The 22041-nt window shown below is 72.6% G+C and carries 17 protein-coding genes; 14 read left to right on the top strand and 3 right to left on the bottom strand.

Features of this window, described 5'->3' with window-relative positions; all coding sequences use genetic code 11:
- Positions 1 to 140 precede the first annotated feature (140 nt).
- The 12 genes from E6R60_RS28510 (at position 141) to E6R60_RS28450 (ending at position 18066) form a co-directional block, all read left to right on the top strand.
- Entirely contained in the window at positions 141 to 2588 is a 2448-nt protein-coding gene (locus tag E6R60_RS28510; RefSeq protein ID WP_136329567.1) for an ATP/GTP-binding protein, read from the top strand.
- 168 nt (positions 2589 to 2756) lie between these two features.
- Positions 2757 to 4325, top strand: coding sequence for a PucR family transcriptional regulator (locus E6R60_RS28505; RefSeq protein ID WP_136329566.1), 1569 nt, complete (start codon positions 2757 to 2759; stop codon positions 4323 to 4325).
- A gap of 126 nt (positions 4326 to 4451) precedes the next feature.
- The gene (locus E6R60_RS28500; RefSeq protein WP_136329565.1) at positions 4452 to 5897 is read left to right on the top strand and encodes an aldehyde dehydrogenase family protein; all 1446 of its coding nucleotides are present in this window, start codon (positions 4452 to 4454) and stop codon (positions 5895 to 5897) included.
- Between the two features lie 264 nt (positions 5898 to 6161).
- Positions 6162 to 8123 (top strand): acyl-CoA dehydrogenase family protein, encoded by a 1962-nt coding sequence (locus tag E6R60_RS28495; protein WP_136329564.1) that lies wholly within the window; start codon positions 6162 to 6164, stop codon positions 8121 to 8123.
- An 84-nt stretch (positions 8124 to 8207) separates the two neighbouring features.
- Positions 8208 to 9479: a 3-phosphoshikimate 1-carboxyvinyltransferase gene (aroA, locus tag E6R60_RS28490; protein WP_136329563.1), complete on the top strand. Its 1272-nt coding sequence runs from the start codon at positions 8208 to 8210 to the stop codon at positions 9477 to 9479.
- A 40-nt stretch (positions 9480 to 9519) separates the two neighbouring features.
- Positions 9520 to 10281: a hypothetical protein gene (locus E6R60_RS28485; protein WP_136329562.1), complete on the top strand. Its 762-nt coding sequence runs from the start codon at positions 9520 to 9522 to the stop codon at positions 10279 to 10281.
- Between the two features lie 81 nt (positions 10282 to 10362).
- The gene (gene dxr / locus E6R60_RS28480; protein WP_136329561.1) at positions 10363 to 11616 is read left to right on the top strand and encodes a 1-deoxy-D-xylulose-5-phosphate reductoisomerase; all 1254 of its coding nucleotides are present in this window, start codon (positions 10363 to 10365) and stop codon (positions 11614 to 11616) included.
- Complete coding sequence (locus E6R60_RS28475) at positions 11613 to 12923, top strand: site-2 protease family protein (RefSeq protein ID WP_136329560.1); 1311 nt, start codon at positions 11613 to 11615, stop codon at positions 12921 to 12923. Before dxr ends, E6R60_RS28475 begins: the two co-directional genes overlap by 4 nt.
- Before the next feature lie 184 nt (positions 12924 to 13107).
- Positions 13108 to 14262 (top strand): flavodoxin-dependent (E)-4-hydroxy-3-methylbut-2-enyl-diphosphate synthase, encoded by a 1155-nt coding sequence (gene ispG, locus E6R60_RS28470; protein WP_136329559.1) that lies wholly within the window; start codon positions 13108 to 13110, stop codon positions 14260 to 14262.
- A 191-nt stretch (positions 14263 to 14453) separates the two neighbouring features.
- Positions 14454 to 15296, top strand: coding sequence for a GNAT family N-acetyltransferase (locus tag E6R60_RS28465; RefSeq protein WP_136329615.1), 843 nt, complete (start codon positions 14454 to 14456; stop codon positions 15294 to 15296).
- 182 nt (positions 15297 to 15478) lie between these two features.
- Positions 15479 to 16054 (top strand): GNAT family N-acetyltransferase, encoded by a 576-nt coding sequence (locus E6R60_RS28460; protein WP_136329558.1) that lies wholly within the window; start codon positions 15479 to 15481, stop codon positions 16052 to 16054.
- Positions 16055 to 16365: 311 nt separating this feature from the next.
- On the top strand, positions 16366 to 18066 hold the full coding sequence (locus E6R60_RS28450; protein ID WP_136329557.1) for a proline--tRNA ligase: 1701 nt from the start codon (positions 16366 to 16368) through the stop codon (positions 18064 to 18066).
- A gap of 146 nt (positions 18067 to 18212) precedes the next feature.
- Here E6R60_RS28450 and E6R60_RS28445 read toward each other — a convergent pair whose 3' ends face one another.
- The 3 genes from E6R60_RS28445 to E6R60_RS28435 are packed head-to-tail and all read right to left on the bottom strand — an operon-like array spanning position 18213 to position 20204.
- Positions 18213 to 19130, bottom strand: a complete 918-nt coding sequence (locus E6R60_RS28445; protein WP_136329556.1) for an aminoglycoside phosphotransferase family protein — start codon at positions 19128 to 19130, stop codon at positions 18213 to 18215.
- A 28-nt stretch (positions 19131 to 19158) separates the two neighbouring features.
- The gene (locus E6R60_RS28440; protein WP_136329555.1) at positions 19159 to 19683 is read right to left on the bottom strand and encodes a ferritin-like domain-containing protein; all 525 of its coding nucleotides are present in this window, start codon (positions 19681 to 19683) and stop codon (positions 19159 to 19161) included.
- Positions 19680 to 20204: a hypothetical protein gene (locus tag E6R60_RS28435; protein WP_136329554.1), complete on the bottom strand. Its 525-nt coding sequence runs from the start codon at positions 20202 to 20204 to the stop codon at positions 19680 to 19682. The genes E6R60_RS28440 and E6R60_RS28435 overlap by 4 nt, the downstream gene beginning before the upstream one ends.
- Before the next feature lie 177 nt (positions 20205 to 20381).
- On the opposite strand from E6R60_RS28435, the gene rimP reads away from it, so the two are divergent.
- Both rimP and nusA read left to right on the top strand, forming a co-directional pair.
- Positions 20382 to 20879 carry a ribosome maturation factor RimP gene (gene rimP, locus E6R60_RS28430; RefSeq protein ID WP_136329553.1) on the top strand — a complete coding sequence of 166 codons (498 nt, stop codon included), beginning with the start codon at positions 20382 to 20384 and terminating at the stop codon, positions 20877 to 20879.
- A gap of 2 nt (positions 20880 to 20881) precedes the next feature.
- Positions 20882 to 21922, top strand: coding sequence for a transcription termination factor NusA (nusA, locus tag E6R60_RS28425; protein ID WP_136329552.1), 1041 nt, complete (start codon positions 20882 to 20884; stop codon positions 21920 to 21922).
- Positions 21923 to 22041: the final 119 nt, after the last annotated feature.

The raw sequence follows: 22041 nt of genomic DNA, 5'->3' as shown, positions 1-22041 counted from the left end.
CTGCGGTAGGCGGGCGGTACGGAAGAGGGCCGGCCGCCCGTCTCCTTCCACGGTCCGGGCGCATTCCTCAACGGACCCTGTCCAGGCACTAGATTGAGCGGGCAGCGGTCGGACCCGGGCTGGTCAGGGGGCAACGGTTCATGGACAACGAAGGCACGCACGGCACCCGGGGCACGCGGGGTGCGCAGCCGCCGGACGGCCGGCCCGGGAGCTCCGTGCCCCACCCGGCCGGTCCGCCGCCCGCAGCCCCGCCCGCGTTCCCTCCGGCCGTCCCCCCGCCCGCCGCCCGGTCCGCCGTCCCGGAGCGGCCGGCGACGCCCCCGGGACAGATCCGGCCGGCCGGCCCGCGTTCGGCCACGGCCGAGTGGCTGAACGCGCCGCGCCCCGCGGCCGAGGCGGGCGTGTGGCGGTACGCGCACGCGCCACGGCCCGCCGAGCGGCCACCGCGCCCCTCACTGGTGGGCCCGGCCGCCACGATGGCCCTGTGGCTCCTGCTGTGGCTGCTGCTCACGGAGCGGGCGGTTCCCTACGTCTCCAAGCCGATCGAGATCATCACCGGCCCCGAGTGGTGGTCCTTCGGAGGACTCAAGGAGGACGCGCCGGCGCTGGTGGTCAACTCCACCACGCTCTACTACCAGGTCCTCGTCCTCGGCCTGGGCTTCTGGGCCGCGCGGATCGGCGGCTGGGCCCACGTCTTCCGGTACTTCGCCGGCCCCCGCCTGGACCGGGCCAGGCTGCTGCTCTCGGCGTCCGGCGCGGTACTCGCCGTCTGGCTGGTCTGGACGCGGCGGGTGCCGCTCGCCGACATCGTCCTGCCCGCGGTGCCGACCAGCTGGATGCAGGGCGGCGGCAACCAGTACGTCGCGCTCTTCGTCTCGATCGTGGCCTACGCCGTGATCGGCACCGCCATCGTGTGGCCCTTCGCCAGAACCGGCCAGTGGCCGACGGCGCTCCGCACCCTGCGAGGGCGCGGGGAGCACGCTCCGCAGCAGCCGCTGACCTCTCCCGCGCAGGCCGGCCCCGACCGCGCCGGCTGGCCCGAACTGCGGGCCGCCGGCAGCACGGAAGCGGCCGAGGCGCTCACCGCCGCCGTGCACGCCGACCGGCTGAACGACATCGACTGCGTCCGGCTGCGCCACGCCTGGGGCGCCGCCCGGGCCCACTCCGACCTGCGCGCCTCCTTCACGGAGACGGTGCTGCGCAAGGGCGCCGACGCCTTCCTCCACCCCTCAGGGCGCCGTGACCTGCCCCGGCGGACCGCCGTACACGATCCGCTCACCGGCCAGGTCCGGATCGGCGCCTGCGCCGACGACCCGCGCAACCCCTACGCGCGACGCGGCACGGGCATGGCCCTGGAACCCGCGTCCCTGGGCACCTCGCTGCTGGTCGTCGGACCGCCCGGCTCGGGGAAGACGGAACGGGTCGTGCGGCCCGTCGTCGAGTCCCTCGCCCTGCGGGCGCTCACCGGCCAGGCGGCCGTGCTCGCCGTCGGCGGGGCCGGCGACCGGCTCGGGCCGGACGGGGCCTACGACGTCGTCATCCGGATCGGCGACCCCGCGTCCGCGCACGACTTCGACCTGTACGGCGGGACGACCGATCCCGACGAGGCGGCGGCCGCCCTCGCCGAGGGACTCGCTGGCGACCTGCCCGCCCTGGACACCCGGCGGGCGGCGACCGCGCTCGGCCAGCTGCTCGGCCCCTACCGCGCCGTCCACGGCGTCTTCCCCGCCGTACCCGAACTCCGCGAACTCCTCGAATGCTCCGCGACCGCGCTCGGCGGACTGCGCGAGGCCCTGGAGGCGGCGGGTGACCGCGCGATGCTGCGCGAGCTGGACGCCCGGCAGCGGCAGGCGGCCGGCGCCGGCGACCCCGCCGCCGTCCTCGCCGACCGGATCGCCGTGCTCGACCGGCCCGCCTTCGCCGGGTTCTTCGCCACCGGGCCCGGCGCCCGCCCGTTCTCGCTGCGCTCCCTGGAACGGCATCCCCTGCGGGTCCGCATCGAACTGCCGGAACGCGCCCACGCCGAGGCTTCCCGGGTGCTGGCCCGGATCGTCCTCGCCCAGTTCCACGCGATCACCGCGGCCCGCTCGGATCGTTCGCTCTTCGTCTGCCTGGTCCTGGACGACGCGACCCACACCCTCACCGCCGAAACCGTCCGGCGCATCCGCCGGCTGCGTTCCGTCAACGCCGGGGCCGTCCTCACCCTCCGTACGCTCGACGACGTCCCCGAGGAGCTGCACACGGCACTGCTCGGCGCGGTCGGCTGCACCATGGCCTTCCCCGGCGTCACCACCTGGGACGGCAAACGCTTCTCCGAGGCCTGGGGCAAGGAGTGGGTGGAGGTGCGCGAGGTCGCCCAGCACGGCGTCTTCGCCGACCAGCCGCTCACCCGCGCCCTGCACGCCCTGCGGAAGCTGGCCACCGGCAAGGCCGTCACCACGGACGCGGTGACCGTGCGCCAGGTCGAGCGGGAACGGTGGTCCGCCTCCGGTCTGGCGTACGAGCTGCCCGTCGGCCACGCGGTCCTCTCCCTCACCACGGTCGACGGCGAACACGCGCCGCCGCTCCTGGTGCGGCTGGGCGGATGACGGCCCGCACGGCGGGAGCGGTGACGGCGGGCTCGCCGCCCCGGCTGAGCTGACCGAGGCCGCCGGGTCCGTACGGCGGTGACGGGGACTCTGCCAACCTGGCAGAATCGGTGGTGGCCGTTCATACGGGACGGCGAAATCTCCCCCTCCCAAAGGCCCCCGGATCCCATGCCCCCCACTCTCGCCTCGCTCGTCCAGCACTCGGCGCTCAAACTCACGGTGCGTGCGGGGGCGGACCGGCTCGACGCGCCCGTGCGCTGGGCGCACGCCAGTGAGCTGGCCGACCCCGTCCCCTACATGGAGGGCGGGGAGCTGCTCCTGGTCACCGCGACCAACCTCGACGCCGAGAACCCGGAGGTCATGCGGCGGTACGTGCGACGGCTGGCCGGCGCCGGAGTGGTCGGGCTCGGCTTCGCCGTCGGGGTGAACTACGACGACGTGCCGCAGCCCCTCGTCGACGCCGCCGAGGAGGCCGGGCTGCCCCTGCTGGAAGTGCCGCGCCGCACGCCGTTCCTCGCCATCGCGAAGGCCGTCTCCTCGGAGATCGCCGCCGACCAGTACCGGGCCGTCACCGCGGGTTTCGAAGCCCAGCGGGAACTCACCAGAGCGGCCCTCGCCGGGGACGGCCCCGCCGAACTCCTCACCCGTCTCGCCGCGACCGTCGACGGCTGGGCCGCGCTCTACGACGCCTCCGGCGCCGTGGTGGCCGCCGCCCCCGACTGGGCGGCCCGCCGCGCCGCCCGGCTCACCGCCGACGTGGAACGGCTGCGCGAGCGCCCCGCGCCGGCCAGCGTCGTCGTCGGCGACACCGACGACCGCGTCGAGCTCCAGTCCCTCGGCACCGGCCGACGGGTCCGCGGCGCACTCGCCGTGGGCACCGGTGCGGCGCTCGGCACCGCGGAGCGCTACGCGGTCCACTCGGCCGTCGCCCTGCTCACCCTCACCACGGCCCGCTCCCGCTCCCTCCAGGGCGCCGAGCAGCGACTCGGCGCCGCCGTGCTGCGCATGCTCCTGGCCGGCCAGCCCGACCACGCGCGCGGCGTCGCCGGGGACCTGTACGGCGGGCTGCTCGACGCGCCCTTCCGGCTGCTCATCGCCGAGGCCGCCGAACCCTCGACCACCGGTCAGCTGACCGAGGCCATGGAGACCGCCGCCGCCCGGTCCGGCGAGACGCTGCTGATGGTGCCCGAGGGCGACCGCCTCGTGGTGCTGGCCGCCGACGGAGGCGCCGCGGTCGCCGCCGTCGCCGCCTACGCGGAGGCCCAGGAGGCCGCGCCTTCGCGCGAGCCGTCCGCGCAGGACGCGGAAGTGGTCGTCGGCCTCTCCGCCCCGGCGGGACCGATCGCCGTCTCGGCGGCGTACAAGCAGGCCGAACAGGCACTCTCGGTCGCCCGCCGCCGGGGCAGGGCCCTGGTCGAGCACGAGGAGCTGGCGGCCGGTTCCGTGCTGCCGCTGCTCGCGGACGACGCGGTCAGGGCCTTCGCCGACGGCATGCTCCGCGCGCTGTACGAGCACGACGCCAAGGGCCGGGGCGACCTCGTGGCCTCCCTGCGGGCCTGGCTCGCCCACCACGGCCAGTGGGACGCGGCCGCGGCGGACCTCGGGGTGCACCGGCACACCCTGCGCTACCGCATGCGACGCGTGGAGGAGATCCTCGGCCGCTCGCTGGACGACACGGACGTCCGGATGGAGCTCTGGCTCGCCCTCAAGGTCGCGAGCCCCCCGGCAGCCCCGTAGACCGTGTCCGCCAAACCGGCGCACCCCGGCTCCCGCGTGCTCCATGCCGGACAAACGCCAGGTGGACGGGTCGGCCCTACGGTGGGGAACGGAAACACCCCACGACATCGAAGGGCCGGAACCTCCATGACCTCCACCCACGCCTTCTGGCTGGCCGGCCGAGAGGCCACCGGCGAGGAAAGCTTCGACGTCACCAACTCCTGGGACGGGCGTCTCGTCGGCACCGTCAGCGTGCCCACCGAGGCCCAGGTCGAGGAGGCCGTCGCCGCCGCACACGCCGTGCGCGAGGAGTTCGCCGCCACCCCGGCCCACGTCCGCGCCGCCGCGCTCGACCACGTGGCCCGGCGCCTGACGGAGCGCACCGAGGAGATCGCCCAGGTGATCTCCGCCGAGAACGGCAAGCCGATCAAGTGGGCGCGCGGCGAGGTCGGCCGGGCCGTCTCCGTGTTCCGCTTCGCCTCCGAGGAGGCCCGCCGCTTCAACAGCGGTGACGCCCAGCGCCTGGACACCGACGCCGGCGGCACCGGCCGTCTCGGCCTGACCCGCCGCTTCCCGCGCGGCACGGTCCTCGGCATCGCCCCGTTCAACTTCCCGCTGAACCTGAGCGCCCACAAGGTGGCCCCGGCCATCGCCGTCGGCGCCCCGATCATCCTGAAGCCCGCACCGGCAACGCCGATCTCGTCGCTGATCCTCGGCGAACTGCTGGCCGAGACCGACCTGCCCGCGGGCTCCTGGTCCGTGCTCACGGTCCCCAACGACCGCATGCCGGCCCTCGTCCAGGACGAGCGCCTGCCCGTGATCTCGTTCACCGGGTCCGCTCCGGTCGGCTACTCGATCATGGACTCGGTGCCCCGCAAGCACTGCACCCTGGAGCTCGGCGGCAACGGCGCCGCGGTCGTCCTCGGCGACTACGCCTCCGAGGCGGACCTGGACTGGGCGGCGACCCGCATCGCGACCTTCTCGAACTACCAGGGCGGCCAGTCCTGCATCTCGGTGCAGCGCGTCATCGCGGACGCCTCCGTCTACGACCGGCTCGTGCCGAAGATCGTCGCGGCCGTCGAGGCGCAGGTCACCGGTGACCCGTCAGACGCCACCACCGACGTCGGCCCGCTCGTCGACGAGAACGCCGCCAAGCGCGTCGAGTCCTGGGTCGACGAGGCCGTGGAGGCCGGCGCCCAGCTGCTCACCGGCGGCAAGCGCGACGGGGCGACATACGCGCCGACCGTCCTCGCCGAGCTCCCCGAGGGTGTCACCCTCTGCCACGAGGAGGTCTTCGGGCCGGTCCTCTCGGTGCAGAAGGTGGACGGCGAGGCCGAGGCGTTCGCCTCCGTGAACTCCTCCAAGTACGGCCTCCAGGCAGGCGTGTTCACCCACGACCTCCAGACCGCCTTCCGCGCCCACCGCGCGCTGGAGGTCGGCGGCGTGATCATCGGCGACGTCCCCTCGTACCGCGCCGACCAGATGCCCTACGGCGGAGCCAAGCAGTCCGGCGTCGGCCGCGAGGGCGTCCGGTACGCGATGGACGACTACACCTACGAGCGCGTCCTGGTCCTCACGGGCCTCGCCCTGTAATCACGGACCGGCCCCGGAGGGGGCGACCGAACGACGGCTGGGGCCCCACTGTGCGGGGGGCTCCAGCCGTTTCGGCATCCCGCACGCCGCGGCGGGCAGTGGAGTGGCGAGCGACCCGATCGGCGCCCGAAGGCTGGTGACACCGGCAGGAATCGGGTACATACGGACGAGTAGAACCGATAGGTACGCACGGGCGGACACTTCCCCGGCCGCCGCTGACCTAGCGGGACCACCCACCCCACGAAGCGGCGAGGTGAGCTCCTCATGTCCGCACCATCCGCACAACGTCCGTCCGCACAACCGCACACGCCCAAGGTGACCGAGCGCGAAGCGCGACAGGTGGCCGAGGAAGCGCGCGAGCAGGACTGGCGCAAACCCAGTTTCGCCAAGGAACTCTTCCTGGGCCGCTTCCGGCTCGACCTGATCCACCCGCATCCGCTGCCCGCCGCCGAGGACGTCCGGCGCGGCGAGGAGTTCCTCGCCCGGCTCCGCGACTTCTGCGAGACCCGGATCGACGGAGCCCTGATCGAGCGCGAGGCCAGGATCCCCGACGAGGTGGTCAACGGCCTCAGGGAACTCGGCGCGCTGGGCATGAAGATCGACGTGAAGTACGGCGGTCTCGGCCTGACGCAGGTGTACTACAACAGGGCCCTCGCCCTGGCCGGCTCCGCCAGTCCGGCGATCGGCGCCCTGCTCTCCGCCCACCAGTCCATCGGTGTGCCGCAGCCGCTGAAGACCTTCGGCAGCCAGGAGCAGAAGGACGCCTTCCTGCCCCGGCTGGCCCGTACCGACATCTCGGCGTTCCTCCTGACCGAGCCGGACGTCGGCTCCGACCCGGCGCGGCTGGCCACCTCCGCCGTTCCGGACGGGGACGACTACGTCCTGGACGGCGTGAAGCTGTGGACCACCAACGGGGTCGTCGCGGACCTGCTGGTCGTCATGGCGCGCGTACCGAAGTCGGAGGGGCACAAGGGCGGCATCACGGCCTTCGTCGTCGAGGCCGATTCCCCGGGCATCACCGTGGAACACCGCAACTCCTTCATGGGCCTGCGCGGCCTGGAGAACGGCGTCACCCGGTTCCACCAGGTGCGCGTCCCCGCGGCGAACCGCATCGGTCCCGAGGGCGCCGGGCTCAAGATCGCCCTCACCACGCTCAACACGGGCCGGCTCTCGCTGCCCGCGATGTGCGTCGGCTCCGGGAAATGGTGTCTGAAGATCGCCCGTGAATGGTCGGCCGTCCGTGAGCAGTGGGGCCGGCCCGTGGCCCGCCACGAGGCCGTGGGGGCGAAGATCTCCTTCATCGCGGCGACCACCTTCGCCCTCGAGGCCGTGGTCGACCTCTCCTCGCAGATGGCGGACGAGGACCGCAACGACATCCGGATCGAGGCGGCGCTCGCCAAGCTGTACGGCTCCGAGATGGGCTGTCTCATGGCCGACGAGCTGGTCCAGATCCGCGGCGGCCGGGGCTTCGAGACCGCGGACTCGCTCGCCGCCCGCGGGGAGCGGGCCGTCCCCGCCGAGCAGATGCTCCGGGACATGCGGATCAACCGGATCTTCGAGGGCTCGACGGAGATCATGCACCTCCTGATCGCCCGGGAGGCGGTCGACGCCCACCTCAAGGTCGCGGGCGACATCATCGACCCCGACAAGCCGCTCTCCGCCAAGGCCAGGGCCGGGGCGAACGCGGCGGGCTTCTACGCGAAGTGGCTCCCGAAACTCGTCGCCGGGCCGGGACAGCTCCCGCGCACCTACGGGGAGTTCCACCCGTCCGGCCACGCCGACCTGTCCGGCCATCTGCGCTACGTCGAACGGGGCTCCCGCAAGCTGGCCCGCTCGACCTTCTACGCCATGTCCCGCTGGCAGGGCCGGATGGAGACCAAGCAGGGATTCCTCGGCAGGATCGTCGACATCGGCGCGGAACTCTTCGCCATGAGCGCCGCCTGCGTCCGGGCCGAGCACCTGCGCGTCGAGGGCGACCACGGACGCGAGGCGTACCAGCTGGCCGACACGTTCTGCCGGCAGTCCCGCATCCGGATCGAGGAGCTCTTCACCCGGCTCTGGTCCAACACCGACGACCTGGACCGGAAGGTGGTCGACGGAGTGCTCGCGGGCACGTACACCTGGCTGGAGGAGGGCATCGTCGACCCGAGCGGCGAAGGCCCGTGGATCGCCGACGCCACCCCGGGCCCTTCGACACGGGAGAACGTGCACCGGCCGATCCGCTGAGCCCGTGACGCCGGACCGGCGGGGCGCGTCCACTCGCTGGACGCGCCCCGCCGCGACGTGGCCGCCACGGCAGGATGGGTGTCCGTGACCGTCATCCATGTCCCCGGTTCCAAGTCCGTCACCGCGCGCGCCCTCTTCCTGGCCGCCGCCGCGAACGGCACCAGCACCCTCGTACGCCCCCTCGTCTCGGACGACACCGAAGGCTTCGCCGAGGGGCTCACCGCGCTCGGCTACGCGGTGGACCGGGAGGCGGACGCCTGGAGCATCACGGGCCGCCCGTCCGGGCCCGCCGCCACCGACGCCGACGTCTACTGCCGCGACGGCGCCACCACGGCCCGGTTCCTGCCGACCCTCGCGGCGGCCGGCGCCCGCGGCAGCTACCGCTTCGACGCCTCCGCCCAGATGCGCCGCCGTCCCCTCGCCCCGCTCACCGAGGCGCTGCGCACGCTCGGCGTCGACCTCCGCCACGAGGCCGCCGAGGGCCACCACCCGCTGCGCATCGAGGCCGCCGGCATCGGGGGCGGCGAACTGACCCTGGACGCCGGGCAGTCCAGTCAGTACCTCACCGCGCTGCTGATGCTCGGGCCGCTGACCTCGCGGGGGCTCACGATCACCGTCACCGATCTGGTGTCGGCGCCGTACATCGAGATCACCCTCGCGATGATGCGCAGCTTCGGCGTCGAGGTCACCCGCGGCGGCCCCGGCAACGCCGTCTTCACGGTGCCGCCCGGCGGCTACCGTGCCACCACGTACGCCGTCGAGCCCGACGCCTCCACCGCGAGCTACTTCTTCGCCGCGGCGGCGCTGACGGGCCGCGAGGTCACCGTCCCCGGCCTCGGGCAGGGCGCCCTCCAGGGCGATCTGCGGTTCGTCGACGTGCTCCGCCGCATGGGCGCGGAGGTGGACATGACGGCCGACGCCACGACCGTCCGCTCCACCGGTGAACTCCGCGGCCTCACCGTCAACATGCGCGACATCTCCGACACCATGCCCACGCTCGCGGCGATCGCCCCCTTCGCCTCGGGCCCGGTCCGTATCGAGGACGTCGGCAACACCCGCGTCAAGGAGTGCGACCGGCTGGAGGCGTGCGCCCAGAACCTGCGGCGGATGGGCATCACCGTCACGACCGGTCAGGACTGGATCGAGATCCGTCCGGGCAGCCCGAGGCCCACGGAGATCGAGACCCACGGCGACCACCGCATCGTCATGTCCTTCGCCGTCACCGGTCTGCGGACGCCCGGCATCACGTACGACGACCCCGGCTGCGTACGCAAGACGTTCCCCCGGTTCCACGAGGTTTTCGCCGGGTTCGCCGGGCTCCTGGAGGGGCGGGTCCCGGCCGGTCCGGGGCGATAGGCTCCCCCGGACGCCGGCAGATCAGCGAATGGGGACACGCATGTACGGGGTGAGGGACCAGCGGAGCCGACGGCGCCGGCTGGTGGCGGTCGGGATCACGGCCGTGCTGGCGCTGGGCGTGTCCGCCTGCGGCGGTGACGAGGACGGTGCGGGCGGCGCCGCCTCGGGCGGCAAGAACACCGAGGCGCCGGCGGCCAAGCCCTCCGCACCCGACGAGGCCCGGCTGAAGGCCGCCTCCTTCACCGACGGCGAGAAGGTCGGGGCGTACACCGCGTCCGAGTACGTCCTCGACGGCCCGCTCGGTGACGCGTACACCGCCGTCCCGGACGGCTGCCAGCCGCTCGTCAGCCTCTCCGGAGAGGTCAGCGACCCGGACCCGGCCGCCGAGGTCCAGCGCAAGGTCGACGTCCCGGACGAGATGCTCGGCGTCTCCGTCGACGTGACCCTGCGCAGCTACGCGAACGGGGGCGCCGCCTCCGTCATGAAGGCCCTCGACAAGGCCGGCCGGGACTGCGCCGGAGGGTTCACCGAGCAGCGGGCCGTCGCCGCCGCGAAATACCTGAAGGCCGAACCGGCCAAGGCCCCCGCCTTCGCGGCCGAGGCCGACGAGGCGAAGGCGTACCGCTTCACCATCCTCGACGTGAAGGGGCAGCAGAAGCTGTACGAGTACCTCACCGTCGTCCGCGTCGGCTCCACCACCCTCGCCTTCCGGGCGGAGATCACCTCCACCAAGGACATCGGCGGGGTGCCGCCCGAGGTCATGGCCGCCCAGTGGGCCAAGTTCCGCGCGGCGAAGGGCTGAGAGCCGATGAGCGGACAGCCACGACGCGGCGCGGGGGGCGCGCCGTCCACGCGCACAGCCGATGCGGTGACAATGGGGGGCATGAGCGACAGCCCCGCCCCCCTCGCCGACCCGCACCTCGTCTTCGACGCCGTGGAAGGCCGCCGGGATCTCGTCATCCTCGGCTCCACCGGGTCCATCGGCACCCAGGCCATCGACCTGGTGCTGCGCAACCCCGACCGCTTCCGCGTCACCGCGCTCTCCGCGGCGGGCGGCCGGGTCGCCCTCCTCGCCGAACAGGCCCGCCGGCTGAGGGTGCACACGGTCGCCGTCGCCTCTCCGGACGCGGTGCCCGCCCTGCGCGAGGCGCTGCGCGAGGAGTACGGAGCGGGGGAGCAGCCTCCCGAGATCCTGGCCGGACCCGACGCCGCCGCGCAGCTGGCCGGCAGCGACTGCCACACCGTGCTGAACGGGATCACCGGCTCGATCGGTCTCGCGCCCACCCTGGCGGCGCTGAAGGCGGGCCGCACGCTGGCGCTCGCGAACAAGGAGTCACTGATCGTCGGCGGCCCGCTGGTCAAGGCGCTCGCCGCCCCGGGGCAGATCATCCCGGTCGACTCCGAACACGCCGCGCTCTTCCAGGCGCTCGCGGCCGGCACGCGCGCCGATGTGCGCCGGCTCGTCGTCACCGCGTCCGGCGGCCCGTTCCGGGGACGTACCAGGAGCGAGCTCGCCGACGTCACGCGGGAACAGGCGCTGAACCACCCGACGTGGGCCATGGGCCCGGTCATCACGGTGAATTCGGCCACCCTGGTCAACAAGGGTCTTGAGGTCATCGAGGCGCACCTCCTCTACGACATCCCCTTCGACCGGATCGAGGTCGTGGTCCACCCCCAGTCCTACGTGCACTCCATGGTCGAGTTCACCGACGGCTCCACCCTCGCCCAGGCCACCCCGCCCGACATGCGCGGACCGATCGCCATCGGCCTGGGCTGGCCGCAGCGCGTCCCCGACGCGGCGCCCGCCTTCGACTGGACGAAGGCCTCCACGTGGGAGTTCTTCCCGCTCGACACGGAGGCCTTCCCTTCCGTCGGCCTCGCCCGGCACGTGGGCACGCTCGGCGGCACCGCCCCGGCGGTGTTCAACGCGGCGAACGAGGAGTGCGTGGCCGCGTTCCTGGACGGGCGGCTGGCGTTCAACGGCATCATGGACACGGTCACCGCGGTGGTGTCCGAACACGGAACGCCCGCGACGGGAACTTCGCTGACGGTCGCGGACGTCCTTGAAGCGGAAGCCTGGGCACGGACCCGGGCCCGGGAACTCTCGGCCAAGGCCACCGCGGAGGCGCGCGCATGAGTATGACGACGATCCTGCTGACGATTCTCGGCATCGCCGTCTTCGCCGTCGGGCTGCTGTTCTCCATCGCCTGGCACGAACTGGGCCACCTGTCGACCGCGAAGCTGTTCGGCATCCGGGTCCCCCAGTACATGGTCGGTTTCGGCCCGACCATCTGGTCGCGGAAGAAGGGCGACACGGAGTACGGGTTCAAGGCCATCCCCGCCGGCGGCTACATCCGCATGATCGGGATGTTCCCGCCGGGACCGGACGGGAAGCTGGAGGCGCGGTCCACCTCGCCGTGGCGGGGCATGATCGAGGACGCCCGATCCGCCGCCTTCGAGGAGCTGGAACCGGGCGACGAGAAGCGTCTCTTCTACACGCGCAAGCCGTGGAAGCGCGTCATCGTCATGTTCGCCGGACCGTTCATGAATCTGATCCTGGCCGTGGCGATCTTCCTCGGTGTGTCTATGACCTTCGGGTTCCAGACCCAGACGACCGATGTCGCCGGCGTCCAGAAGTGCGTGATCTCCCAGAGCGAGAAGCGGGAGACCTGCAAGAAGTCCGACCCGGTCTCACCCGCGAAGGCGGCGGGCCTGAAGGTGGGCGACAAGATCGTCGCCTTCAACGGCCAGAAGATCGACGAGTGGTCCACTCTGTCCGACAAGATCCGCGACACGATCGGCCCCGCCACGATCACGGTGCGGCGCGACGGGCAGGAGCAGACCCTCCACGCCGTGCTCAAGAAGAACGCCGTGGCGAAGAAGGACTCCGACGGCGAGGTCGTCCCGGGGAAGTTCGTCTCCGCCGGCTACCTCGGCTTCGCGGCGAAGACGGAGATCGTCCCGCTCTCCTTCGGCGATTCCGTGGTCCGCATGGGCGACATGCTCGAGAACGGCGTCGATTCGATCATCGCGCTGCCGTCCAAGATCCCGGGCCTGTGGAACGCGGCCTTCAGCGACGGGGAGCGCGCGGACGACTCCCCGGTGGGCGTCATCGGCGCGGCCAGGATCGGCGGCGAGGTGATGACGCTGGACGTACCGGCGCAGAACCAGGTCGCGATGATGCTGTTCCTGCTGGCCGGCTTCAACCTCTCGCTGTTCCTCTTCAACATGCTGCCGCTGCTGCCGCTCGACGGCGGCCACATCGCGGGCGCGCTGTGGGAGGCGCTGCGGCGGAACACGGCACGTGTCTTCAAGCGTCCCGACCCCGGCCCGTTCGACGTGGCCAAGCTGATGCCGGTCGCCTATGTGGTCGCCGGGGTGTTCATCTGCTTCACCCTGCTCGTCCTGGTCGCCGACGTCGTCAATCCGGTCAAGATCTCCTGACCGGCCCGTCCGAGCGCCGCACGTACCCCGAGTGACGGCGGATGCGCACGGCGCGTCCGGGACCCCATATTTTGCCCGGGTTCCCGGACGCGGTGTGCTCCACGCCGTGCTCGGTGCCGTAACCTCGAAGGCCGGAGCCCGCCGACTTCGGGACCTTGATCCACACCTTGGGGATGCTCAGCGCATGACTGCGATTTCTCTCGGAATGCCCACCGTTCCGACCCAGCTCGCCGTACGGCGGGTCAGCCGCAAGATCCAGGTCGGGTCGGTGGCGGTCGGTGGGGACGCGCCGGTTTCGGTGCAGTCGATGACGACGACGCGTACGTCGGACATCGGTGCGACGCTCCAGCAGATCGCCGAGCTGACCGCCTCGGGCTGCCAGATCGTGCGGGTGGCCTGCCCGACCCAGGACGACGCGGACGCGCTCGCGACGATCGCCTCCAAGTCGCAGATCCCGGTGATCGCCGACATCCACTTCCAGCCGAAGTACGTCTTCGCCGCGATCGACGCGGGCTGCGCGGCCGTGCGGGTCAACCCCGGCAACATCAAGCAGTTCGACGACAAGGTCAAGGAGATCGCGCGGGCGGCGAACGACGCCGGGACGCCGATCCGCATCGGCGTGAACGCCGGTTCGCTGGACGCGCGGCTGCTGAAGAAGTACGGCAAGGCGACGCCGGAGGCCCTCGTCGAGTCGGCCCTGTGGGAGGCGTCCCTCTTCGAGGAGCACGGCTTCCGGGACATCAAGATCTCGGTCAAGCACAACGACCCGGTCGTCATGGTCAACGCCTACCGGCAGCTCGCCGCCCAGTGCGACTACCCGCTGCACCTCGGCGTGACCGAGGCGGGCCCCGCGTTCCAGGGCACCATCAAGTCGGCCGTCGCCTTCGGCGCCCTGCTCAGCGAGGGCATCGGTGACACGATCCGCGTCTCGCTGTCCGCGCCGCCGGCCGAGGAGGTCAAGGTCGGGCTCCAGATCCTGGAGTCGCTGAACCTGAAGCAGCGGCGGCTGGAGATCGTGTCCTGCCCGTCGTGCGGCCGTGCGCAGGTGGACGTGTACAAGCTGGCGGACCAGGTGAGCGCGGGCCTCGAAGGCATGGAGGTCCCGCTGCGCGTCGCCGTGATGGGCTGTGTCGTCAACGGCCCCGGCGAGGCTCGCGAGGCCGACCTGGGCGTGGCCTCCGGCAACGGCAAGGGCCAGATCTTCGTCAAGGGCGAGATCATCAAGACCGTGCCCGAGTCGAAGATCGTCGAGACGCTCATCGAGGAAGCCCTCAAGATCGCCGAGCAGATGGAGAAGGACGGCATCGCCTCCGGCGAGCCCCAGGTCTCCATCAGCTGAGCCATGACATCCCCTGGCTGACCCATGACATCCACGAGAGCGCCCCGCCGGAGGAACCCTCCGCGCGGGGCGCTCCTCGTGAGCCGGGTCACCGGCCTCCGCACGGGCTGTTCCCGGGCACGAGCGGCGTGTCCCATCCTCTTTGGGTACAGTGCGGAAATCAGCAGACCGTATGGTGAGGCCCCCTCGTGTTGACGCAGACCACCACCCGGGTCCTCGAACCCAGCGACCTCGGCGCCGCTCTCGCGGTGCTGGAGAGCGAACCCGTAGCCAACGCCTTCGTGACCTCGCGGGTCCGGATCGCGGGCCTCGACCCCTGGCGCCTCGGCGGCGAGATGTGGGGCTGGTACGCGGGCGGACAGCTGCGCTCCCTCTGCTACTCGGGAGCCAACCTCGTCCCCATCTGCGCCACCCCCGAGGCCGTCCGGGCCTTCGCCGACCGCGCCCGCAGGGCAGGCCGCCGCTGCTCCTCGATCGTGGGGCCCGCCGAGCCCACCGCGCAGCTGTGGCGGCTCCTCGAACCGGGCTGGGGCCCCGCGCGCGAGGTCCGGGCCAACCAGCCCCTCATGGTCACCGAGAGTCCTTCCGCCGACGTCGCGCCCGACCCCCTCGTCCGGCGCGTCCGCAAGGACGAGATGGACGTCCTGATGCCTGCCTGCGTCGCCATGTTCACCGAAGAGGTCGGCATCTCCCCGCTCGCCGGGGACGGCGGACTCCTCTACCAGGCCCGCGTCGCCGAACTCATCGCCGCCGGCCGCTCCTTCGCCCGGATCGAGGACGGCAAGGTCGTCTTCAAGGCCGAGATCGGAGCCACCACCGCTCAGGCCTGCCAGATCCAAGGGGTCTGGGTCGCGCCCGAATTCCGCGGCCGCGGCCACTCCGAGACCGGCATGGCGGCCGTCCTGCGGTACGCGCTGGCCGATGTGGCACCGATCGTCAGCCTGTACGTGAACGACTACAACACCCCCGCGCGCAAGGCCTACCGCCGCATCGGCTTCCGTGAGACCGGCGCGTTCATGAGCGTGCTGTTCTGAGCCGCAGGGGCGCGCTGCTGGGCGCCCGCACGAGCGTGCTGTCGGGGGTCCACACGGCGTGCTGGGGTGAGCCCCCGCGGACATGCCCTCCTGGGCCCGCACGACCGCGCTGTTCCGGTCCGCCGCCGCCGGCCCCTCCCGGCCCGTACCCCCTGCCCCGTCCCGGACAGTAGGGTCGGCTCATGGCAGCAGCTTCCGGGGAAGGACCCCACACCCCCAGCGTCCGGATCGGCCCGATCGATCTCGCCGCACGCGTGGACGAGGCGCTGGCCGTGCAGGCCCTCGCCTTCGGACTCGGCCCCGAAGAGGTCGAAGTACGCCGCCACATCGTCCTCAGACACCTCGACCACCCCTGCGCACGCGCGCTCGGAGCCGTCACCCCGGACGGCGGCCTCGTCGGATTCGTCTACGGCATGCCCAACGAGCGCGTCCACTGGTGGTCCACCGTCGTCGAGCCCCATCTGCGGGCCAACGGCACGGCCGGCTGGCTCGACGACTCCTTCGTGATCACCGAACTCCACGTCCACCCGGAGTTCCAGAACCGCGGCATCGGCCGGACCCTCATCACCACCATCACCGACGCGGTCGACCAGCCCCGCTCGATCCTCTCCGCCATCGACACGGAGAGCCCGGCCCGCGGTCTGTACCGCTCGCTCGGTTACCGGGATCTGGCCCGCCAGGTGCGCTTCCCCAGTGCTCCCATGCCGTACGCGGTGATGGGAGCACCGCTTCCGCTGCTCCGCCGCACCCCCGCCTGAGACCGGCCGTCCCATGGGGCGACGCTGCGGGGCTGGGCACGCCCCCTCCCGGCTCGCGGCTTCGCTCGAACCGGGAAGGGCCCCCTCCGGCATGGTCGTCGATCACCATGGCCCCCCGTGCTCCCGGGTTCGCCGGAGTTGGGGGAGGCCACCTGCGCCATGCCTCGGTCCTCCGCCTCGCGGCTGCACGCACCCAACCCCGCCGGCTCACCCGCCCCCCGTGTGGCGGCCGGTCCGGGACAATCGATTTCCGCCCGCCGGTGCCGCCCGGCTAACCTCGGGCCCATCACCCTTCCGAGCAGGAGTTCATCATGGCCCAGGTCCAGCGCATGTCCCGATTGATGATCAAGACACTGCGCGACGACCCGGCGGACGCCGAGACGCTCAACCACAAGCTGCTCGTCCGCGCCGGGTACGTACGCCGCACGGCGGCCGGCATCTGGTCCTGGCTGCCGCTCGGCAAGAAGGTCCTGGAGAACATCACCCGCGTCGTCCGCGAGGAGATGGACGCCATCGGCGGCCAGGAGGTCCTGCTCCCCGCGCTGCTCCCCAAGGAGGCGTACGAGGCGAGCGGCCGCTACGACGAGTACGGCGACCTGCTGTTCCGGCTCAAGGACCGCAAGGGGGCCGACTACCTCCTCGGCCCCACCCACGAAGAAATCTTCACCCAGATCGTCAAGGACATGTGCTCGTCCTACAAGGACCTGCCCGTGATCCTGTACCAGATCCAGACCAAGTACCGCGACGAGGCCCGCCCCCGTGCCGGTGTGCTGCGCGGCCGCGAGTTCCAGATGAAGGACTCGTACTCCTTCGACACCACCGACGAGGGTCTCGCCGAGGCGTACCAGCTGCACCGCGCCGCCTACATCCGGATCTTCGAGCGGCTCGGCCTCGACCACCGCATCGTCTCCGCGGTCTCCGGCGCCATGGGCGGCTCGGCGTCCGAGGAGTTCCTCGCCCCCGCGCCCGCCGGGGAGGACACCTTCGTCGACTGTCCGAACTGCGACTACGCCGCCAACACCGAGGCCGTGACCTACAAGGCCACCCCGGTCGACGGCTCGGCGACCGCCCCCGTCGAGGAGCTCGACACCCCCGACACCCCGACCATCGAGACGCTCGCCGCCCATCTCGGCGTCCCGGCCTCCGCGACGCTGAAGAACCTCCTGGTCAAGGTCGACGGCGAGATCGTGGCCGTGGGCGTGCCCGGCGACCGCGAGGTCGACCTCGGCAAGCTCGGCGAGCACCTCGCCCCGGCCGTCGTCGAGCTCGTCACCGCCGAGGACTTCGTGGGCCGTCCCGACCTGGTCCGCGGCTACGTCGGCCCGCAGGGGCTGGAGAAGGTCCGCTACATCGCCGACCCGCGCGTCGCCGCCGGCACCGCCTGGATCACGGGTGCCAACAAGGAGGGCAAGCACGCGAGGAACGTCGTCGCGGGCCGCGACTTCGAGGTCGACGACTACCTCGACGTCGTCGTGGTCGAGGCGGGGGACCCCTGCCCGAACTGCGGCGCCGGCCTCCAGGTGGACCGCGCGATCGAGATCGGTCACATCTTCCAGCTCGGCCGCAAGTACGCCGACATCTTCTCCCTCGACGTGCTCGGCCAGCAGGGCAAGCCCGTCCGCGTCACGATGGGCTCGTACGGCATCGGCGTCTCCCGCGCCGTGGCCGCCCTCGCCGAGCAGACCGCCGACGACAAGGGCCTGTGCTGGCCCCGCGAGGTCGCCCCGGCCGACGTGCACGTCGTCGCCGCCGGCAAGGCGCTCCAGACCGAACTCGCGCTCGACGTCTCCGAGAAGCTGAACGCCGCCGGCCTGCGCGTGCTGGTCGACGACCGCCCGGGCATCTCGCCCGGCGTCAAGTTCACCGACTCCGAGCTCATCGGCGTCCCGAAGATCCTGGTCGCCGGCCGCCGCTCGGCCGAGGGCGTCCTGGAGCTGAAGGACCGGCGCACCGGCGAGCGCGAGGAGCTCACGGTCGACGAGGCGATCGCCCGCCTCACCGCCCAGGACTGATAGCCCGTCATACGCCGAAGGGCCCCGCACGGATCCGAACCCGGGATGCGTGCGGGGCCCTTCGGCGTGAGGGACCGAGGATGCGTGCGGGGCCGTTTCGCCAGGAGAGACCGAGGATGCGCGCGGGACCTTTCGGTATCGGTCCCTCAGAGCCAGCCCGCGAACTCCAGCGTCACTTCGCCCTCCTGGCGGCGCCCGGCCGCCAGCGCCCGGGTTCCGGACTCCACGGCGCGGAACAGCGTCCAGCCGTACAGCCGTTCAGGGTCCACGTCCAGCGCGTCCGCGAGCTTCTTGATCCTGCGCCGGGCGGTCATCGCGCCACCGGGCGAGGCGATCAGGTCCTCGACCCGGTCCCGCACCAGGCGCGCCAGATCGTAGGCCCGCTCGCCGACCACCGGCTCGGGGCCGACCGTGAGCCAGGGCGTGCGTTCGCCCGAGAGCACCTTGCTCTGCCGGAAGTTGCCGTGCAGCAGCAGGGTCTCGGGGGAGTGGGCGACCAGTTCCTCGCGGGCCGCCAGCGCCGCCGAGACCAGGGGCTCCAGCGCCGGATCGGCCGCCGCGGACGCCCGCATCGCGTCCACGCGCAGCCCGGTCCGCCCGGCGACCGTCTCGAAGGAGTGCCCCGCCGGCGGGTCGACCCACAGCCGCCGCACCGTCCCGGCCGCCTCCAGGAGCGCCTTCGCCTCCGGGAGCGAGCGCAGCGACACTTCGGGGTGCAGCCGTTCCAGCAGCAGGGCGCCCCCCGCGGCCCCGGAGGGGGACGCGATCAGCTTCACCGCGCCCCAGCCGTTCCAGTGCGCCAGCGCGGCCCTCTCGAGCTCCGGGGCGGCTCCGGCGGGGGCGAGCTTCAGGGCCGCCGGGGTGCCGTCGGCGTCCCGTACCAGGAGGACCAGGCTGCTGCGCCCGCCCGGGGCGGCGACCCGTTCCACGGTCGTCCCCCGGCCGGTCGCGGCCAGCGCCTGCTCGGTCAGCCCGGGAAGCCCCGCGAGCCAGTCCCCGGCGGCCGTATCCCCGTACGACTCGCCGAGCGCTCGCACCAGACGCTGCGGCGGTTCAAAACCCATACGTGCCGTGTTCCCTTTCAGAGCCTTCTCAGTGCGCCGGGCCGGCCGGCCCGGCGTCGGGCCCCGCTTCCGCGCCGGCCTCCGCCGCCTTGTCCGCCGGACCGGTCCCGTCCGTGCGGGATCCGTCCGCGGCCCGCTCGGCGAGCCCGGGAAAGGGTACGCCGCTGCCGCGCCAGCGGACCGCCCGCACCGCTGCCTCCCGCAGCGCGTCCGCCGCGGACCGCCGCAGCGGGCCCTCGGAGGCCCGTACGAGGTCGGAGTACACATCGGCGACCCGGTCCTCCAGCACGGCGGCCAGGCGCACGGCCGCGGCGGCGTCCGGTACGGCGAACGGCAGGGCGTAGGCAGGGCCCGCGGCCACCGGCTCACCGCCCAGGTCGCGCACCGTGCGGACCAGCGCGTCGCGTCGCGCCCGGTGGGCGTGGTGCGCGGCGGTGGCCTCGGCGCGGCGGTCGGACGGGACCCGGGCGCCCGCCACTCCGTACCCGTACACGGTCGCGTGTTCGGCGGCCAGGGCCGCCTGTGCGCCCTCCAGCGTTCCGTCCTCGCTCATGCCTTCGTCTCCTTGGCCAGTGCGGTCAGCAGATAGGCGTGGGCCGAGGCCGCCGCCGCGACCGACGCGAGCAGCCGGGCGAGCTCCGGCGGAGCCTTCATCAGCGCCTCGGTGTGCGAGGCGGCGGCGCGGCGTTCCGCGGCGGCCAGCTCCCTGACCGCCGCCCCGGCGCCACCGGTGCCGGGCCGGGTCCGGACGAGACCGAGGGTGTCACCCGGACCGAGGGCCGTGATGTGGGCGCGCACCGCGTCCCGCAGCGGGGTGAGCCCGGCCGCGGTCTCCGGATGGGCCGCGACCACGGCCTCGTACTGGGCGAACAGCGCGGTGCTCACGGAGCGGGCGGCCGCCCGCAAGGACACCTCCGCCGGGGAACGGTCCGCCGCGGTCCGGGCGCCGGGCCGTGCGGACTTCTCGGGCCCGGCGCGCCCGTCATCGCCGCCGCACCCCGCCAGCACCGCCCCCATGGCGATCGCTCCCGTCGCGGTCAGCGCTCCCCTGCGCGTCGTCCCCGTGCGCCGCACTTGTTCTCCTTCGGGCCTGGACCTGTCTTGACTGGATCTGTCCGGAAGTGATCACTGTTGGTGAGCGTACCCGCGCCCGGAGGGCCGACGGACAGCAACACCCCTTGGGACCGGATACCCTTTGACCAGACACACGAGGATCCCCACAACAGCACACGCGGCCGAGGAGTCACCCGGATGAGCACCACCCAGAGCGAGAGGCTGCGCGGGCTGGTAGAACCGCTCGTCAGCGCGGAGCAGCTGGATCTGGAAGAGATCGAAGTGTCCCGGGCCGGCCGCCGCCGGGTGCTGAGAGTCATCGTGGACTCCGAGGACGGCGTGGAGCTCGACGCCTGCGCGGATCTGAGCCGCGCGATCTCGGAGAAGCTCGACGAGACCGACGTGATGGGCGAGGACGAGTACGTCCTGGAGGTCAGCTCTCCCGGTGCCGACCGCCCGCTGACGGAGCACCGCCACTACGTACGCGCCACCGGCCGCCTGGCCCGGCTGACCCCGGTCGAGGGCGACGAGTTCGTCGCCCGCATCCTCGCGGTCGACGAAGAAGGTCTCGATCTCGAGGTGCCGGGCGTCAAGGGCCGCAAGCCCACGTCCCGCCGGATCGCCTTCGCCGAGATCGCCAAGGCGCGCGTGGAGCTGGAATTCAACCGCAAGGACAAGAAGGAAGAGGAGGCGTAGCCGTGGACATCGATGTGAAGCTTCTGAAGGGCTTGGCGCAGGACAAGGAGATCCCGTTCGACGTGCTCGTCGGGGCGATCGAGTCGGCCCTCCTCATCGCGTACCACCGCACGGACGGCAGCTACCGCAAGGCGCGCGTGGAGCTGGACGAGCGCGGCCATGTGACCGTGTGGGCCAAGGAGGACCCGGCCGACCTCGAGGAGGGCCAGGAGCCCAAGGAGTTCGACGACACCCCGTCGGGCTTCGGCCGGATCGCCGCGACCACCGCCAAGCAGGTCATCCTGCAGCGGCTGCGCGACGCCGAGGACGACCGAACCTTCGGTGAGTACGCGGGCCACGAGGGCGATGTCGTGACCGGCGTCGTCCAGCAGGGCAAGGACCCGAAGAACGTCCTGGTCGACATCGGCAAGCTCGAAGCCATCCTGCCGGTGCAGGAGCAGGTCCCGGGCGAGGAGTACACCCACGGCCTGCGGCTGCGCACCTACGTGGTCCGGGTCGCCAAGGGCGTCCGGGGCCCCTCCGTGACGCTGTCGCGGACCCACCCCAACCTCGTGAAGAAGCTCTTCGCGCTGGAGGTCCCGGAGATCGCCGACGGATCCGTCGAGATCTGCGCGATCGCCCGCGAGGCCGGCCACCGCTCCAAGATCGCCGTCCGCTCCACCCGCTCGGGCCTGAACGCCAAGGGCGCCTGCATCGGCCCGATGGGCGGACGTGTGCGCAATGTCATGGCCGAGCTGCACGGCGAGAAGATCGACATCGTGGACTGGTCGGACGACCCGGCCGAGATGGTCGCCAACGCGCTGTCGCCCGCACGGGTGAGTGAGGTCGAGGTCGTTGACCTCGGCGCGCGCTCCGCCCGGGTCACCGTGCCGGACTACCAGCTGTCGCTGGCGATCGGCAAGGAGGGGCAGAATGCCCGTCTCGCCGCCCGCCTGACCGGCTGGCGCATCGACATCCGCCCGGACACCGAGACCGACGCCGAGCGCGACGTCGCGGACCGCGAGCGGGCCGAGCGGGCCCGGGAGCGCTCCGAGCGACGCTGAGCCATGACGGTCCGGACGGGTCCGCCCGGACCGGACCGACGGCGCGGCAGGGAATAGATCTCGTCGCCACGCCGCTGAGATCACGACAACATCCGTTCGATTCTTGCCCCAAAGGGGTG

This window comes from Streptomyces sp. A0642 (genome assembly GCF_004795105.1).
Classification (GTDB): domain Bacteria; phylum Actinomycetota; class Actinomycetes; order Streptomycetales; family Streptomycetaceae; genus Streptomyces.
The sequence above is the reverse complement of the archived record's forward strand: the minus strand, read 5'-3'. Positions and strand labels throughout refer to the sequence as shown.